The following is a 15961-nucleotide window of genomic DNA, read 5'->3' on the forward strand; positions in this document are numbered from 1 at the left end:
TTATTTTGGTTTAGAGATTTGCATTAACCGCCAAGGGTATGCTATTTGTAACTACAGACTCCTGATCCGCCGGCTCATCAAACCACCAGTGGTGACCATCTTCTTCAAGCATAACATCTGATTCAGCCGGTCCATAGCTACCCGCAGGATACAGGTGAAGTGGCAACAGATTTTCCTGGAATGCATCCAGAATTGGCTGCACCCATGCCCATGACAATTCTACTTCATCCCAGTGGGCAAAGAATGTTGGATCACCCAGCAAAGCATCACGAATCAGATTCTCGTAAGCTTCCGCAAGGTCACCTTTGTCCGGAGAAAGATCAATATGAACCGGTTTGAATTCACCTTTATTCTCAGGATCACTTGCATTCAGTTGCAATGTCATGCTCTGATCCGGACTCATCTCGATGACGAGCAGGTTTGGCTTGGAACCCTTGTTTTTCAGCACATTAGTCTGTCCTGAAGGTTCTTTGAATTCAATCACGATACGTGTTGATTTCTCCTTCATTCTTTTACCCGTGCGAATGTAAAACGGAACACCACGCCAGAAGAAATCATCAATTTGCAATTTGGCAGCAATGAATGTGTCATTCATCGTATTCTCGGCTACACCCGGTTCAGCAGTATACGCATTAACCGGTTTACCTTGAATGTTGCCTGCTGCATACTGTCCACGGATGATGTTTGCGCCCACAGTTTGTTTTTGTAACGGCTGGATCGATTCCATAATGTGCTTTTTCTTCAATCCAACTTTTTCGGAAGTACTGTTGTATGGAAGCTGAATTGCCATCATCATGAGCAATTGCAACATATGATTCTGGAACATGTCTCGGACTGCACCTACATGATCATAATAGGATGCACGTTCTTCGACACCTACAGTCTCATTCGCCGTAATTTGCACGTTGGAGATGTAACGGTTGTTCCATAACGCCTTCATGATTGGGTTACTCTGATGCAACGTCTCCAGGCGCTGTACCATCGGTTTGCCCAAATAGTGGTCGATCCGATAAATCTCTTCCTCCGTGAACGATTCGCTTAATTTGCGATTAAGGTCTCGGGCGGATTGCAGATCGTGACCAAATGGCTTCTCGATGACGAGACGCTTCCAGCCCTCCGTGGAACCCAGCCCGCTTTCTTGAATATTCTCGGCAATCGGCTCGAAAAATTCTGGTCCAACTGAGAGATAAAACAAGCGATTGGACGGAATGCCAAGCTCGGCTTCTCTTTGTTCAACTAATCCCAACAGCTTTATATAATCTTCCTTATGGCTTATATTCAATACACTGTAGCGAAAAGCTTTCACAAATGACTTCACAACTCCAGGATCAGCCTGGCGTCTGGAAAATTCATTTAATGATTTTTCCACTTGTGCCTGAAAGAATTCATCAGACCACTCTCTACGCCCCAGACCAATCAATGAGAAGGTTTCAGGAAGCTTCTGCTCAAGATATAAGTTATATAAGGCAGGATATATTTTTCTTTTGGCTAAATCGCCAGTAGCACCAAATAAAACAATGGTAGTTGGTTCCATCTCACCGTTCTCCTTCCAAGTAACTCTGGTTTCTTTGTTGTAGTTACACTATAATACGTTTTATAGCCATACAAGTAATTAATATATTTCACAGGAGCTATAGACCACATCTATGACTACAAATTACGAACTATATAAAGTCTTTTATTGGGCCGCCAAAACGGGAAGTTTGACACAGGCTGCAAAAGCACTGTACATCACTCAACCCAGCGTCAGTCATGCCATCAAGCAGTTGGAAGATAGTTTTGGTCTCACCTTGTTTTATCGAAATTCCAAGGGTGTAGCGTTGACACAGGAAGGTGCCAGTCTGTATTCCTATATTGAACAATCCCAGATTCTGATCTCACTTGCAGAAGAAAAAATGGCTGCATTGAAGAATCTGGACAATGGTGAACTTCGGATTGGTGGCAGTGACTCCCTGTTCAAGCATTACATGCTGGCATACCTGGAGGAATTCCACACGTTGTATCCAAACATCAAGCTACATCTGAGTCATGGAACCACGCCGGAAGTCATTACCTTTCTCAAAGAGGGCAAGATCGATCTTGGCGTGGTCCGGATGCCCATTGTTGATCCACAGCTTGAAGTCAGAGAGAGCATTCAGTTGAAAGACTGTTTTGTAGCTGGAGAACGTTATGCTCAGCTAAAGGGCAAAGTCATGACACTTGAGATGCTTCTAGAGCATCAACTGATCCTCTTCTCCCGGAACAGCCGGGTTCGTATGGCTATAACGGAGTTGTTTAACAGCTATAATTACACGTTGAAGCCTGAGATTGAGGTCGGTAGCGTTGATCTGTTGATTGAGTTTGCGCGTCGAGGACTGGGTATTTCCTATGTCACACGAGAATTTATCTCCAAAGAGCTGGAGGAAGGTTCTCTCTTCGAAATTCAGCTTGATGTGCCACTCCCCCCCTCCCATGTTGGAATTATGACCAAGCGCAATATGCCGATTTCTCTGGCTGCCAACCGGTTTATGGAGCTCATTTTCAAATCCTGAGTGGTTATAATGTCCAAAGGTACAACCAAGAGCCCCACCATCCAGTTAGGGATGATGAGGCTCTTTGGCCTGCATGATGTTTATCTTACGAGTAGTGACTGACCAGATAGGACGCGTCCAATATAAGGGCAACCTTGCCATTACCAAGGATCGTTGCGCCAGAAAGATGGTTCATCGCACCCAGATACGTACCAAGTGTCTTAATAACCACTTCCTGATTTCCTATGATCTCATCTACTGCATATGCTGCAATTTTGTCGACGGAACGCACAATCACCAGTGGAATGGTCTTGGATTTACGGTCCATTCGTGGATAGTTAAGTCTGTCACAGAGTCGGTGAAAGGGTACAATTCGTCCATGATTCAGAATCGCTTGTTGCCCTTGGATCATCTGAATATCTTCAGGTGAAATTCGGACAATCTCGGACACGTTGTACATCGGCAAGATCAGTACACGACCCGATACTTTGACTAAAAGACCTTTAATAATTGCCAAAGTGAGCGGCAGACGAATCGTAAACGTGGTTCCAACACCAACCTCCGTATCAATATCAATGATACCGTTAAGCCGCCCGATCTGGCTGCGAACGATGTCCATTCCAACACCGCGTCCTGATACTTCGCTTACAGAAGAAGCTGTAGAGAAACCGGGCTCAAATATGAGATGCACAGCCTCCTGTGTTGTTAGTCGTGCAGCCTGTTCCTCACTAATGATGCCTTTGCCCAAAGCGGAAGCTTTGATCTTCTCCCCATCGATCCCTTTACCATCATCCGAAAAACGAATGACGACATGGTTTTCTTCATGAAACGAAGTTAATGTAATACGTCCTTTGGACGGCTTACCGGTCTCCGCCCGAACCTGTGCACTTTCAATACCATGATCAGCACTGTTGCGGATGAGATGGATCAGCGGGTCACTCAATTCTTCAATAATCATCCGGTCAAGTTCAGTCTCTCCACCTTGAATAACCAGTTCCAGATCCTTACCCAGCTTCTGCGAAAGGTCACGAACCAATCTCGGGAAGCGACTGAATAGTTGATCAATGGGTAACATCCGTGTCTTCATTACACCTTCTTGGAGTTCCTTTATAACCCTGCCCATATGATCGGATACACCACTAATACTCTGGATGAGTGAGGAAGACTCCTTACGCGCACCCGATCCACTCAAATCTGCAAGGGATGTCTGATCAATTAACAGTTCACCGACCAAATTCATCAAATGGTCCAGACGTTCAACATTGACACGAACTGTAGGTTGAGCAGCTTTCACTTTCTCATCCGATCCAGATGTAGTCACGGTAGTCAAACTTGGTTTTGTTTGCTCTGGTTCTGAGATTAATTCAAGTGGTGCAGAAGTCGCTGCAACTTCATTGGATTCCAGCAGATATGGATCAATCTCCAACATATGAATATCCAAGTCTGTAGACAATTCTGCCTTAAGCTGCTGTGAGTCCTTTGAAGTAGCTACGATAATGATGAACTGACCATAATGATCATCTTCATTCGCGCCCGGTTGGCTCTCCATGAGAGAAGTTGCAACTACCGTACCACATATGTCCTCAATGCGTTGTCGCAAAATATGATATCTGGCCGCTTTCATCAAACATTTCTGCTCCAGCACAATGTGAATGGACAATAGCTGCTTGCCTGATGCAATAGCTACCTGTGCAACAATCGATTCTGCTGGTTGCAATTGAGGCGTTACAAGTTTCCCGACGATTGCCGGGGTTTGAATTAGATCTTTTATTTCTCTTACTACAGCTCGAAAGTCTCCATAGGCTTCTCCACGGATATATTGATCACGAAGCACCTTCATGGCGTCCAAAGAGCGGAACAGCGTATCAATTAGCTCCGAAGTCATCTCAGGTTTTTTCTCCCGGACCCATTCAAGGGCATACTCCACTTCATGTGTGAGGTCGCTTAATTCACGAAAATCCATTGTGGATGCCGATCCCTTGATGGTATGAGCTGCCCGAAACAACGTTTGAACCAGTTCTACAGAAGGCGAAAGCTCCAATGCCAGCAAAGACTGATCCATACGTTCCAGTTGATCATTCAGTTCTTCGATAAAGATGTCACGGTAGGCAGACAAATCCATCATTCGTACATACCTCCCTAACCGCCCAATATTTCGTCCAGTTTCAAAATGCCCACAAGCTTGTCTTTCTGTTGACCCACACCATGGAATAAGCCTTCACGGTTACGACCGTAACCTCCGGTTGGCGGATGTATTTCCGAATATGTGGTTACCTTGTTCACCCGATCCACGATCAAGCCAATATACTCATCCTGATACCGAACTACGATAATGCGAGTTGCTCTGGTATCCGCTTCATCCGGCATACCCAGCAGATTCCGCAGGCTCATCACACATACAACCTTGCCACGCAGATTAACTACCCCTTTAATCTCTGGACGGCTGAATGGGATATCCGTAATGCTGAGCATTTTAATAATTTCGTGAATTTCTTCGATTCGAATGGCGCAAGTCTCTGCACCTACAGACAGCTCAATATATTGTTCCTTCTGAAGTGACGTCATCGATTCACCCTCAATCAATTTGGTTTATTGGGTTTTGAAGGCAGCTGCAGAATTCGCCAGTTCTTCCGCCAGATGTGCCAAAGACTGGCAGGTTGCCGCAGTCTCTTCTGACGCAGCCGCAGATTCCTCACTGGAAGCCGAGATGGATTCAACAGAACTCATCACTTCTGCCGCTTGAGCCGCCTCTTCTTCACATGCAGCTGCGATTTCGTTTACTTTCTGCGAGGAGTTATTGACCATATCAATAATCTGATCAAACGCCTGTCCAGTCATGGAAGACTGTTCAACACTGGCTGCTACGGCCTGTACACTCTGTCTCGTGTTTTCCTGCATCGCTTTGATGATGGCTGTAATTTCTTTGGTCGCCTCACCGCTTCGTTCTGCAAGCTTACGGACTTCATCTGCGACTACGGCGAATCCTCGCCCTTGCTCTCCCGCACGCGCCGCTTCAATAGCAGCATTCAGCGCCAGCAGATTGGTCTGCTCAGCGATATCGTCAATCACTTCAATGATGTCACCGATTTTACGAGAATCATCTTCAAGCTTGGTCATTTTTGTATTAACAGCTTGCATACCTTCCAACGAAGTCTGTACAACAAGTCCACCTTCACGGGCAGTCTTCACGGTATCGTTCGACAGTTCTGCCGCTTCTTCCGCACTTGCAGCGACGGAGTTAATGGCAAGTGAAAGCTCCTTGAACAATTCGGAGATATTTCCTGCCTCACTGGATTGGCTCGTGCTTGTACTTGCAATTTCCTGTGTGCTGGCTGAGATCTGTTCCGAAGAAGCGGCAACACTTTGGGAGTTCAACACGATATTGTTGATTAACTCTTTCAGATTATCAACCATCTGATTCAGTGCCACAGCCAGTTGACCCACTTCATCTTTGCTCGAGATGTCTGACTTAAGGGTCAGATTTCCTTCGGCAACTTCTTTAGCCAGACCCAGCATGGCCATGAGTGGTTTTGAAATGGAGCGAGAGATGATATATCCAATGAGGATACTGAAGAGTACCGACAGAACCACAAGGACTATCGTTATTTTAAATGCTTGTGAATAGGCGGCTTGAGATTCTACATTCGCCTGATCAGCCAAACTTTCATTAAGGTCAATCAATTGGGTAAGGAGTTCAACAACCTTGTCTCCTTGTGGTTTAAGCTCAGATTTAAGATAGATATTAAAGGCACTTTGATCATCTGTGAGAGCCAGATTAGTCGCTCGTTCAAACAAGGTTAAATATCCCGGATATTCGGCATCAAAATTACGGAGCAATTCGACTTCTTCAGGGGTTGTTGCAAGCGGACGATAGATGGTTAGGCGATCATTCACACTCTGACGGATCGAAGCGATGTTCTCCGTGATCCGAGTTTTTTCACTTTCGACGGTTTCGACGCTCAAATCGCGCACATTCACACGCATTCTTTGATAATCAATCTGAGCAGAGGATAATTCTTTCACAGAGATTAGATTGTTGTTATACATCTCTTGCATTCGTTCATTCGTACTTCTCAATGTTACTACCGAGTGGACCCCAAGCGCCGCAAGGATTATCGACACAATTAAAAATGCTGAGATAATCTTTGTTGCTGTTTTCAAGTTTCCAAACCACTTCATGTAATCTCCTCCTAGGCATCTTAGTGTCCAGTTATGTATATAACGCTAGGTAAACCCTTCTTCTGGTCGCGCTCCAGACAACTTACGATTTATTTCGACATAAATATATTAAAATTGAATAGAAGATTTTTATTTCTATAAATTTTCACTATTATGAATTTTTATTTCGGATATAAAGAATCTACTTTTTATTATTTTTTATACTTATTACCTATTAAATTTTTATTTTCATTTGCATATATACGTATATTCAACAATCTTCATTGAATTACATGTACATCTCCTCACAAATTCACATGGGATATGGTCTTCTTATATTTACATATGAAGTTGTATAGTTCTTCCGTCTAACACATATCGTATTTCATGCAAAAAAAATTATATGTTTTGATGTTTATACTCCACATTACAAGACTTAAGTCTAACGAATGCATACTCATATTGAGTCCATATTCCCATAAAAAAACCAAACTCGAATCAACAAAGTTTGGTTTCGAAGCAAAAAAAACACACTTTTAATTAACACAAAACCCATTTAAAACTAAATTCTTATGTGTTATATAACTGCTCCAGTTCCATTAAGCGGTCTTTGATCCTAAGCGGGATAATGCCAAACAGGTTATCCCACGTCATGAACATCTCTGGTCTTAATACATATTCTTCAAACTCCATGGTAGGTACGAACGATTTGGTCTGTAGATAACGCTCCACCTGAGCATCGATCTGTTCATTCGTTTCAAAATAACCCTGAAACAGCTCATTCACAAGTAGCCCATCACATCCAGCTTCCAAACCCGCTGCACTATACAGGTTAGGCAATAATTCAAATACCACCGGAAGTGGTGAGAAAGCATGTTTGCCAGGCTGCGAGTACAGATATACATGATGTCCAACCACATTGACCCGTTCCTTCAATAATCCCCGTAGTACCTTCCCATGAAAGCTGGCTTCACAGTCCACTACCTCTCCGTCATGACCCACATAAACCCATACATGCTCCATTTCATACAGATGTCCAATCTCATAATCCCACCAAATTGCATATTCAATCACATATTGTACTACCTCGCTTGGAAACTCAATGTCCCTTTTAAACGATGGTGAAGGCCCGGATTGATGCAACACAGAAATGCCAACAAAATCTGGATAAAAGGGTTCGTTTCTGTCAAACATCAAGACTGGTGCATAACTCATTGCAGTTTCAAGCGTTTCCATTTCTGACATGTTCATTCATGAGTCCTCCGTATATGTTGGATTTTCATACTATACTAACAGAGAACGTAACACACCGACTCAGACATTTTGAATTTTTTTCTAATATAATGCCAACCCCCTCCATGGATTTCGTACGATAATTACATCGACACATCAAAAAAACCTGCAACTGTTATTCTCCAGTTACAGGCTCTGTACTTTGATCATGAATAAGGAATTTTGAATTAAGACTTCAGCTTATTAGATGGTGACACGGACGTCTTGGAAGGTGAGGTCGATTCATCAGATACCTGCGTATCACATCCTATTGGCGGGCCCAGAATGGCATCATTCTTAATGGACGCAACAGCTCTGGCATACGCCTCTTCATCCAAACAGTACGCGCGGTGAGCCACCTCCGGCGGTGTAGCTGCCAAGAAATCCGCTCCAAACACAATATCAGGCGTAGGTTGATCAAAGATCGTTAATACATATACATTATCCGTCTCAGCGACAAACCAGTGAAACCAGCCTTTCGGAAATACTACAACCTGACCCGGTTTCAGACGATAGGTCAATCGTTCACGCGTAAACGGATTGAAGACTGACGCTGTAATCTCACCAGTGATGACTATAACCATTTCTGTAACATTGGTGTGCCAGTGCGGCTGCACAATAATTCCTTTGCTTAAGTGCACGTTGAAGAAACCATTCGCAATGGACGGTAACTGTTCTCCAAACAACTGGGTTACATAGTTGCGTGAATCCCGCTGATAATTGACAACCGCATTGGAATCGGCAGCTAATGGAACATTCGGGGCTTGCAAAATCGGATTCATCATACGATCATTTCTCCTCCTTGAGCATACATCTCATTGTTGTACTGTATGCCGGAGAGTAGAAAGATAATACCGTTGACTTGTTATACATTCTTTCCATCCGAAACTGCAGGTTTCTTGAATCATGTCTTAAAGAGTTAGACTTGGCCAGGGAATCTGCCTCCAGCTGCGATGCCTTGGGGTGATATGCGATCAATCTGCTTCATCTCATCATCCGTAAGCGAAACTTCTAACGCGCCTAAGTTTTCGTGAACTCTTTCCAGGTTGCGAGTCCCCGGGATCGGAACGATATGCTCTCCCTTTCCAAGTAACCAGGCCAGAGCAAGTTGAGAAACGGTGCATCCTTTTTGCTTAGCCATCTCTTGGATCAATCCAACAACCTCCAGATTTTTCTGAAAGTTCTCACCTTGGAAACGCGGATAGTGACGACGATAATCATCTTCCGCCAAATCGTCTATAGATCGGATCTGACCAGTCAGGAAGCCACGTCCCAATGGGCTGTATGGAACCAAGCCGATGTTCAATTCATGCAGGACAGGCATAATCTCATCCTCAAGTTCCCGACTCCACAATGAATATTCCGTCTGCAACGCTGTGATCGGATGAACAGCATGTGCACGCCGAATGATCTCTACTGGCGCCTCGGACAAACCAATATATCGGATCTTTCCCTGTTGAACCAGATCGGCAAGCGTGCCTACCGTCTCTTCAATGGGGGTATTCGGATCAGGACGATGTTGATAATATAGATCAATATAATCCATTCCCAGGTTGTAGAGACTCGCATCTACTGACTTTTTGATGTAGGCCGGATCTCCCTTGGGGCCCTGCGTGTGCGTAATACCGAATTTGGTGGCAACAACAACTTCGGCTCTTCGACCTTGAAGCGCACGCCCAAGCAGTTTTTCATTTCCTCCAAATCGCTGTTTTTCATACTCTCCGTACAGATCCGCCGTATCAAACATGGTGACTCCTGCATCCAGTGCACCCTGAATGGTATGTACCGATTCGTCATTATCCGGCATCATCATCACACCCAGGCCGAGCCCTGATATACGTAATTTGTCTTTGCCTAACGTTCTTGTCTTGAGCATGAGGCTTCCTCTTTTCATCTTAAAATAGAAACGATAAATAGCTACGAGTGAGCTTAAGTTCATTCTATTTTAATACCGAGACACCAACCACACTCCGTGTAAGCTAGTAAAGAAATTACTAGTCTAGTCAACCTTCTACATAAGAACAGGGACGTAAATACAACAATGAATGCCTGATTGGCTGTTCAGATTATTCATGGAAAAGATATCGTACGCATGCACAACACCATCTGCCCGTTCCGTCGTTTCAAGCAGAACACGATTGACTTGTTTTAATTCAACTTGGTGCAGGTTCCAGATCGTTCGGAAGTCCATACTTTCTTCACTCAGTTGTTTCACGATGCTGCCAAATCCGGGGTCACTCGGATACTTATCATAATACGTACGAAAAACAGCTACCGAGTGCCGTGCGAATTCATCCCAATTGTGCATGCGCTCCTTCAGCGTTTCATCCAAGAATAAAATCCGCATCAATAGACGCTCATTCATATTCATCGACGAGAACTTAAAGAGGTACGTATCCGCTGCTTCATTCCAGGCAAGCACCTCAGAGCGTTCATTGGTAATAAAGGAAGGATGAGTCAACTGACTAATAATACTCTGCCAACCTGGGTCCAGTTGTGAATACGAAGCAAGGAATTCATGTTCCGCATTCGGGTCCCATAAGTCAAACAGATGAATCTTCTCTTCCGGGGTTAACCGAAGCGCGTTCGCTATGCTTTGTATCACTTCTCGTGAAGCTGCCAACTCCCTACCTTGTTCAAGCCACGTGTAGTACGTTGCGCTGACACCAGCTAATACCGCTACTTCTTCCCGCCTTAGTCCCGGTGTTCTTCGCTGTCCATAAGATCCTGACAATCCAACTTGTTCCGGTTGAATGCGGCTTCTACGTGATTTCAAAAACTCACCCAGTTTTTTGCTACGGCTCATACCTGCATCCATAGACATCGTTCCTTTTTATAAAAGTATTCAGGCCTATTCGACTCTATCCCAAAATGGTAGTCTCTGAATGACTTGGATATAATCCATTTATTGTTAGTTCTTCAGAATACCTGATTTACAAGTAGCTTAGCATCAAATGGTGCAGAACGAAAATACAAGCAGTGTTTGAAGGAAATTCGTCAATTAAGTCAACTAGAGCAGTTGCAGCAGAATTAGGAACTACGTCCAAGATGATTCGGTAGAAGTTAATCACGAGGAATTATATGAGGTATTTGACGTTTGAAAGATTTCTAGGGATTTCACCATTAAACCGTTGTTTACGCAAAAAGGGCCCTGTTATCAAAAGTGCAGGACCATTTTTTGTATGAATACAATTTCTTTCACGATATGTCCGCCGGCCTCAAGTGTCATAACTAACCAGATAATGATGAAGTTCCGTGTTATAACACCCTATACTGTGCTCAATTAATCTGCCTTCTCCGTCGAAGGAGTTACGAAGGCGCTTGAGCACATGCGTTCCCAGGGAGATCTTCAGTAGTTGGCATACTTCAGGAGCTGCCGGCTCTACAAAGAAACGGTCTTTGAAGTTCTCCAGCAAAATGTCGTTCTCCTCCAGTGATTCATAGAGCGATTGGATGTCTCCATTCATTTCCTCTTTGCCTCCGCCGGGCAATGCAGCTGCTGCCAAGAAGTGTATCAGATGAATATAAGGTTGTCCGTTAAGAATGTAGAGCCTTTCAATCCGCTGGCAATATGGCCCGTAGAGACCATACTCCTCCGTACCGGCATCATTCGTGAGTAACCGGGAATTCAGAACTTTCTTTTCCAGCTTATGGCCCTCTTCTACGAGTAGCTCCGTAAACCGTTTACCCTTTGAGAGCTTCTGATGAGAGGTATTGCGCATCACAATTGTGCCAACACCGCTTTTCTTCTGCACGTAACCTTCCTGTGACAGCTCTTGGACTGCACCGCGGACTGTCATTTTACTGACGCCAAATTCTTTCTCCAGCTGTGGTTCAGAGGGGATGATGCTTCCAAGAGGATATACTCCATGTAGAATCCGATCTTTGAGAATTTTTTGGATTTGCTGATATAACGGACCTTGCTTGCGCTTTAGAGACACTCACTGTTCACTACCTTTCAACATCTGAGGGATGGTCCGACAGCGCGCGGAGCACCTCATTCTCGGTAAAAAGCGCTGTATCGCCTTGAGTGGTATGGGCCAGCATCGCTGCCGCCACTGCCATATTAACCGTATACTCCTGTGGGTATTGCTGCAATTCCCCATGGATGATGGTGCTAGCAAATACATCGCCGGCACCGATCCGGTCGTACACCGGGAAAGTCATCTTGCGGGAAAATACAAACGTACCTTGATGATAGATATATCCTGTCAAGGAATGCGTATGGTCCGTGTTAATCTCTCGGTGGGTTCCTGCTACCGTTCCGATTCCAAAGCGCTTTGCAACTTCAGGGATCGCTTGCTTCATCTGTGTTATTCTATCATATTCTTCGGTTCCGATGCCAAGAATACACTTCGCATCCTTCTCATTCATTAGCACCAGATCTGCCAGACTCAGCAGTTCCTCATAATGCGGGCGGGCCTTGACATAACCATCTGTCCCCCATAACGCTGGACGGTAATTACAATCAAATACAACCTTGCCCCCAACACTCCTCACTTCCTCAGCAAGCCGTTTCATCTGCTTGCGCACGCCATCATTCATAGCCAGCGTAATGCCACATAAATGAAGAACATCGACCCGCGATGCAAGATCTTTCATATCATAATTAGCCGCGTCCGCAGTATTGAAACTACTGCCCAACCGGTCTGTGTACGTGACTCTGCCAGGGCGGGCTCCAAAGCCATTCTCCAGAAAGTACATCCCAAGGTGTTTACCGCCCTGGCTAATAAGAGAGGTATCCACTCCAAGCTTGCGCAGATAAGCGATCGCCGCTTCGCCCACCGGAGTTTCCGGCAAAGTTGTAATAAGAGCACCGTTATGGCCGTATCTGGCTAGTGCTGCCGTTACATTCACCCCGCTGCCGGAAAACGAATACTCCAGCCTGCTGCTCTGGACCAGTGTTTCGTAGCCCGGGACCTGCAGCCGCATCATCACTTCACCAAAAGCAGCAACCTTAGGCATACTGGTCCACCAGCGATTTCATTATTTTGAGCAGTCTGCGGACATCCTGTACGTTTGTACTTCCGGTCTGCGACTCAATAATTGAAGAATAAACATGGGGTATAACATGAGGTACGTCTGCCTGTAGTGCAATCTCTAGAATGGGTCCAAAGTTATTGAGATCGATTCCGCCTGTAGGCTCCAGAGCAAACCCCGCTTCCCCACAAGCTTTGGCAACCGCACGGTACTCCTCTTGGAGCTTCAACCCCTGCATCGGATAATATTTGAGCGCATTCCCTCCCATGTCACGAACCAGTGCAATAGCCGCATGAACTGGAACTATAGCCTGCGGATTGGTGACCGAACTGATCGGGCCAGTCGATATATTTACATAACCTGGCTGTCCGCATGGAGATACCAGGCAGTTAATCCAGCTGTCTTTAGGTCCCAGATTGGCACGGGTTGCCCCCACTGCCGGGAATACCTGATTGATATGGCTGCCCGGATAGCTCGCGGCAATCTCCGTCACAACTGCAGCCTGACGACTGTCTCCAGCCCCGAGTCCGATGGATACGGCATCTTGAATCGCCTGACCATATTCAGTCATGGCAGCTACAGCTTCCTCCGACGTAGCATAATTTTTGGAGAGCACACCAACAAGTACATATCCTTCCGCAGCCTCGTACACATCCTTGGCGTTTCCGATACTCCCGGCCAATACATTCATTGCGGCCCTATTCTTATACAGACACTGCTGAATATGACTCATTCCGGTTTGCCTCCCACGATTTCATGTATTCTGCTGACGATGACCTGCATATCATCCCCTTGCAGCGACCTTGGATCAATATCAAAATAACCTTGCTTGACGCCATAGTCTCGGGTATATACCGCAATTAATCCTTCACGCAGCTGGTCATTCACTTTCTTCGCATCCACCCCGGCAAGAGAGGAATCAATCTGGATACGCCCCCGAAAAATCGATCTGCCGGCTTCATCCTGCACGATACGGACCGAAACACCAGGAAGTCTGACAAGTGGCTGAAGAGCCTCCAGCTTCTGCTTCTCTCGTTCGCTATTATCGGCTTTGTCCTGGTATTCCTCTAGAGCTTGAAGTAACCCAAAAATGGTCTCTTTACCAACCTTCATGCTGCGGCCAACCCCGTGTAGCTGTATCTTTAGCCACTCCACGTATTTCTTTTTGCCGGCGACAATGCCGGAAGTAGGTCCTTCGATAGCTTTCGATCCGCTGTAAATGGCCAGATCCGAACATTGGATATATTTGCGCAGATCCTCTTCCGCTGCCGCATCAACAATCAGCGGCACCCCTCTATGCTGCGCAACCTCCCAGGCCTCTTCCACAGAAATCATGTTTTTCTGCACAGCATGATGGGATTTAACATAAAGAATGGCTGCAGTGTGTTCACCAATTGCCTGATTGATATGCTCCTTGCGGCCTTCATTGGCGTATCCGACCTCCACTACTCGACCGCCGCCAAGGAATACCATGGTTTCAATCGGTGCTCCATATTGCACATTATGACCCTTTAGCATAACAATTTCATTTTTCAATACCGGTTCCTGGTGCAGACGAAGGCTGAGACGCGGATCTCCGCCGGTCACAATGGCTGCCACCGACAGCGCGATACCACTGGATGCGGAGTTCACCACAACGGCGCTTTCCGAACCAAGTAACTGTGCAATATATTCTCCGGATTTTTCCACAAGATCTGCAATCTCCACGTACCGCTGTCCGCCTTGTTTCATCGCATCCATGACTGAATCCGTTGGTGAGGAAACGCCAAGGATACTCATCCTCCCACTGGCATTAATAACACGCTTCAAACCATATTTAGCCTGTAATGAGTGACCCATTAGCATAGACTCCTTTAGCCTCAATATAGTGTTGTGTAACCCGGACATCACCTTCCGAGTCCTCAAGTTGCTTTTGTCCTTCTTCCAGGGAAAACAAAGTCAGGTTCGCCTGCTGTCCCACTCTGATCTGTCCGAGCTCCGGCTTACCGAGCCACGCCGCCGGACTTCTTGTAACCGCGTGGATGACCTCTTCCAGACTATAGCCGAGGTACAGAAATTTCGTCAGCACATTCGACATACAATATACCGGACCATTCATACGGTTGCCTCGATAAATGTCCGTACTGATTGTATTTAGCGCAATGCCTGCAGCCTTGGCCTGTTCTGCGATCCGGAAGGAGAAGCTCGCTGTGCCATGCCCCACATCCAGATGAACTCCCCGAGCAGCAGCATCCAGTAATTCTTGCAGCGGTGTGCCATCCGGATGAAACAGATTGTTGGACTTGCCGTTAAGGTAATGGGTAATTACATCGCCCGACTGTAACAGCTCCAACACATCAGAGATAGCGGGCGGAGCTGAACCGATGTGAACCATGAGCGGAAGCTTCGTTTCTTCCGAGAGTGTACGTGCCAACTTGAGCGGCAGTATGCCGCTGTCTTTGACGACACTTTGACTGATGCGGGCTTTCAGGCCAACAATGAAATCAGGATAAGCCGCTGCCGCCTCCAAGACCTTCGCCCGGTTAATCCATTCCAGCTGCGACAGTTCATCCGTCCGTTCGAGCCCGATTCTTGAAATGTTCAACAGAGCAAATACTTGTGTAACAGCCTTTCGTTTTGCGGTATAGAAAGCGCCAATTCGGTCTGCACCGCAGCTGCCGGCATCTACAAGCGTTGTTACACCCTGCTTCACACCAATTTCGTCGATATCATCGCCATAGGGATCAAGCTCCTGGACAGCATGCACATGCAGATCAATCCACCCACTGGACGTATATAACCCTGAACAATCTAGCTCATTTTCTCCTTCAGCCTGTCCTGGCGGTGTAATGGCGGTGATGATCCCGTCCTGAATGGCGATATCCATCATTCGCCCGTCAACAAACTGCAAATTGCGCAGCACATTCTCTGTGCCCACTCATCCCATCTCCTTTTTCAACCCCGGTGTACAGGCAAATTCCAAAAATGATTCATGACATGTAAATCCGTACTTCCCATTCGTCAAAAATAAACCTGATGAGCTACTTTATTCTAAAGATTAT

At 45.8% G+C, this 15961-nt stretch carries 14 protein-coding genes; 1 reads left to right on the forward strand and 13 read right to left on the reverse strand.

Translation table 11 applies throughout. The features are described 5' to 3' along the window. Positions 1–10: 10 nt before the first annotated feature. Positions 11–1534 (reverse strand): glucose-6-phosphate dehydrogenase, encoded by a 1524-nt coding sequence (gene zwf, locus ACE3K2_RS13650; RefSeq protein ID WP_421890804.1) that lies wholly within the window; start codon positions 1532–1534, stop codon positions 11–13. A gap of 112 nt (positions 1535–1646) precedes the next feature. Here zwf and ACE3K2_RS13655 point away from each other — a divergent pair, with 112 nt between their 5' ends. After that, complete coding sequence (locus tag ACE3K2_RS13655; RefSeq protein ID WP_421890807.1) at positions 1647–2531, forward strand: LysR family transcriptional regulator; 885 nt, start codon at positions 1647–1649, stop codon at positions 2529–2531. A gap of 85 nt (positions 2532–2616) precedes the next feature. Here ACE3K2_RS13655 and ACE3K2_RS13660 read toward each other — a convergent pair whose 3' ends face one another. From ACE3K2_RS13660 to ACE3K2_RS13715, 12 genes are all read right to left on the reverse strand, one after another. After that, positions 2617–4635, reverse strand: a complete 2019-nt coding sequence (locus tag ACE3K2_RS13660) for a chemotaxis protein CheA (RefSeq protein WP_421890810.1) — start codon at positions 4633–4635, stop codon at positions 2617–2619. Between the two features lie 14 nt (positions 4636–4649). Next, positions 4650–5075 carry a chemotaxis protein CheW gene (locus tag ACE3K2_RS13665; RefSeq protein WP_421890812.1) on the reverse strand — a complete coding sequence of 142 codons (426 nt, stop codon included), beginning with the start codon at positions 5073–5075 and terminating at the stop codon, positions 4650–4652. 24 nt (positions 5076–5099) lie between these two features. Continuing rightward, positions 5100–6689, reverse strand: coding sequence for a methyl-accepting chemotaxis protein (locus ACE3K2_RS13670; RefSeq protein WP_421890814.1), 1590 nt, complete (start codon positions 6687–6689; stop codon positions 5100–5102). A gap of 549 nt (positions 6690–7238) precedes the next feature. Further along, a complete protein-coding gene (locus ACE3K2_RS13675) occupies positions 7239–7919 on the reverse strand; it encodes a hypothetical protein (protein ID WP_421890817.1) in 681 nt (226 codons plus the stop codon). A 209-nt stretch (positions 7920–8128) separates the two neighbouring features. After that, entirely contained in the window at positions 8129–8725 is a 597-nt protein-coding gene (locus ACE3K2_RS13680; RefSeq protein WP_421890820.1) for a cupin domain-containing protein, read from the reverse strand. Between the two features lie 134 nt (positions 8726–8859). Further along, positions 8860–9816, reverse strand: a complete 957-nt coding sequence (locus ACE3K2_RS13685) for an aldo/keto reductase (protein ID WP_421890823.1) — start codon at positions 9814–9816, stop codon at positions 8860–8862. Between the two features lie 135 nt (positions 9817–9951). Beyond that, positions 9952–10746 carry a helix-turn-helix transcriptional regulator gene (locus ACE3K2_RS13690; protein WP_421890826.1) on the reverse strand — a complete coding sequence of 265 codons (795 nt, stop codon included), beginning with the start codon at positions 10744–10746 and terminating at the stop codon, positions 9952–9954. Positions 10747–11158: 412 nt separating this feature from the next. Next, on the reverse strand, positions 11159–11881 hold the full coding sequence (locus ACE3K2_RS13695; protein WP_421890829.1) for a GntR family transcriptional regulator: 723 nt from the start codon (positions 11879–11881) through the stop codon (positions 11159–11161). Between the two features lie 10 nt (positions 11882–11891). Continuing rightward, positions 11892–12905 carry a sugar kinase gene (locus ACE3K2_RS13700; protein WP_421890832.1) on the reverse strand — a complete coding sequence of 338 codons (1014 nt, stop codon included), beginning with the start codon at positions 12903–12905 and terminating at the stop codon, positions 11892–11894. After that, a complete protein-coding gene (gene dagF / locus ACE3K2_RS13705) occupies positions 12898–13653 on the reverse strand; it encodes a 2-dehydro-3-deoxy-phosphogluconate aldolase (protein ID WP_421890835.1) in 756 nt (251 codons plus the stop codon). The genes ACE3K2_RS13700 and dagF overlap by 8 nt, the downstream gene beginning before the upstream one ends. Next, positions 13650–14759, reverse strand: coding sequence for a DgaE family pyridoxal phosphate-dependent ammonia lyase (locus ACE3K2_RS13710; RefSeq protein WP_421890838.1), 1110 nt, complete (start codon positions 14757–14759; stop codon positions 13650–13652). Before ACE3K2_RS13710 ends, dagF begins: the two co-directional genes overlap by 4 nt. Continuing rightward, the gene (locus tag ACE3K2_RS13715; RefSeq protein WP_421891237.1) at positions 14737–15789 is read right to left on the reverse strand and encodes an amidohydrolase/deacetylase family metallohydrolase; all 1053 of its coding nucleotides are present in this window, start codon (positions 15787–15789) and stop codon (positions 14737–14739) included. Before ACE3K2_RS13715 ends, ACE3K2_RS13710 begins: the two co-directional genes overlap by 23 nt. Positions 15790–15961 lie beyond the last annotated feature (172 nt).

The sequence above is a fragment of the Paenibacillus sp. genome (genome assembly GCF_048976745.1).
In the GTDB taxonomy this organism is placed as follows: Bacteria; Bacillota; Bacilli; order Paenibacillales; family Paenibacillaceae; genus Paenibacillus.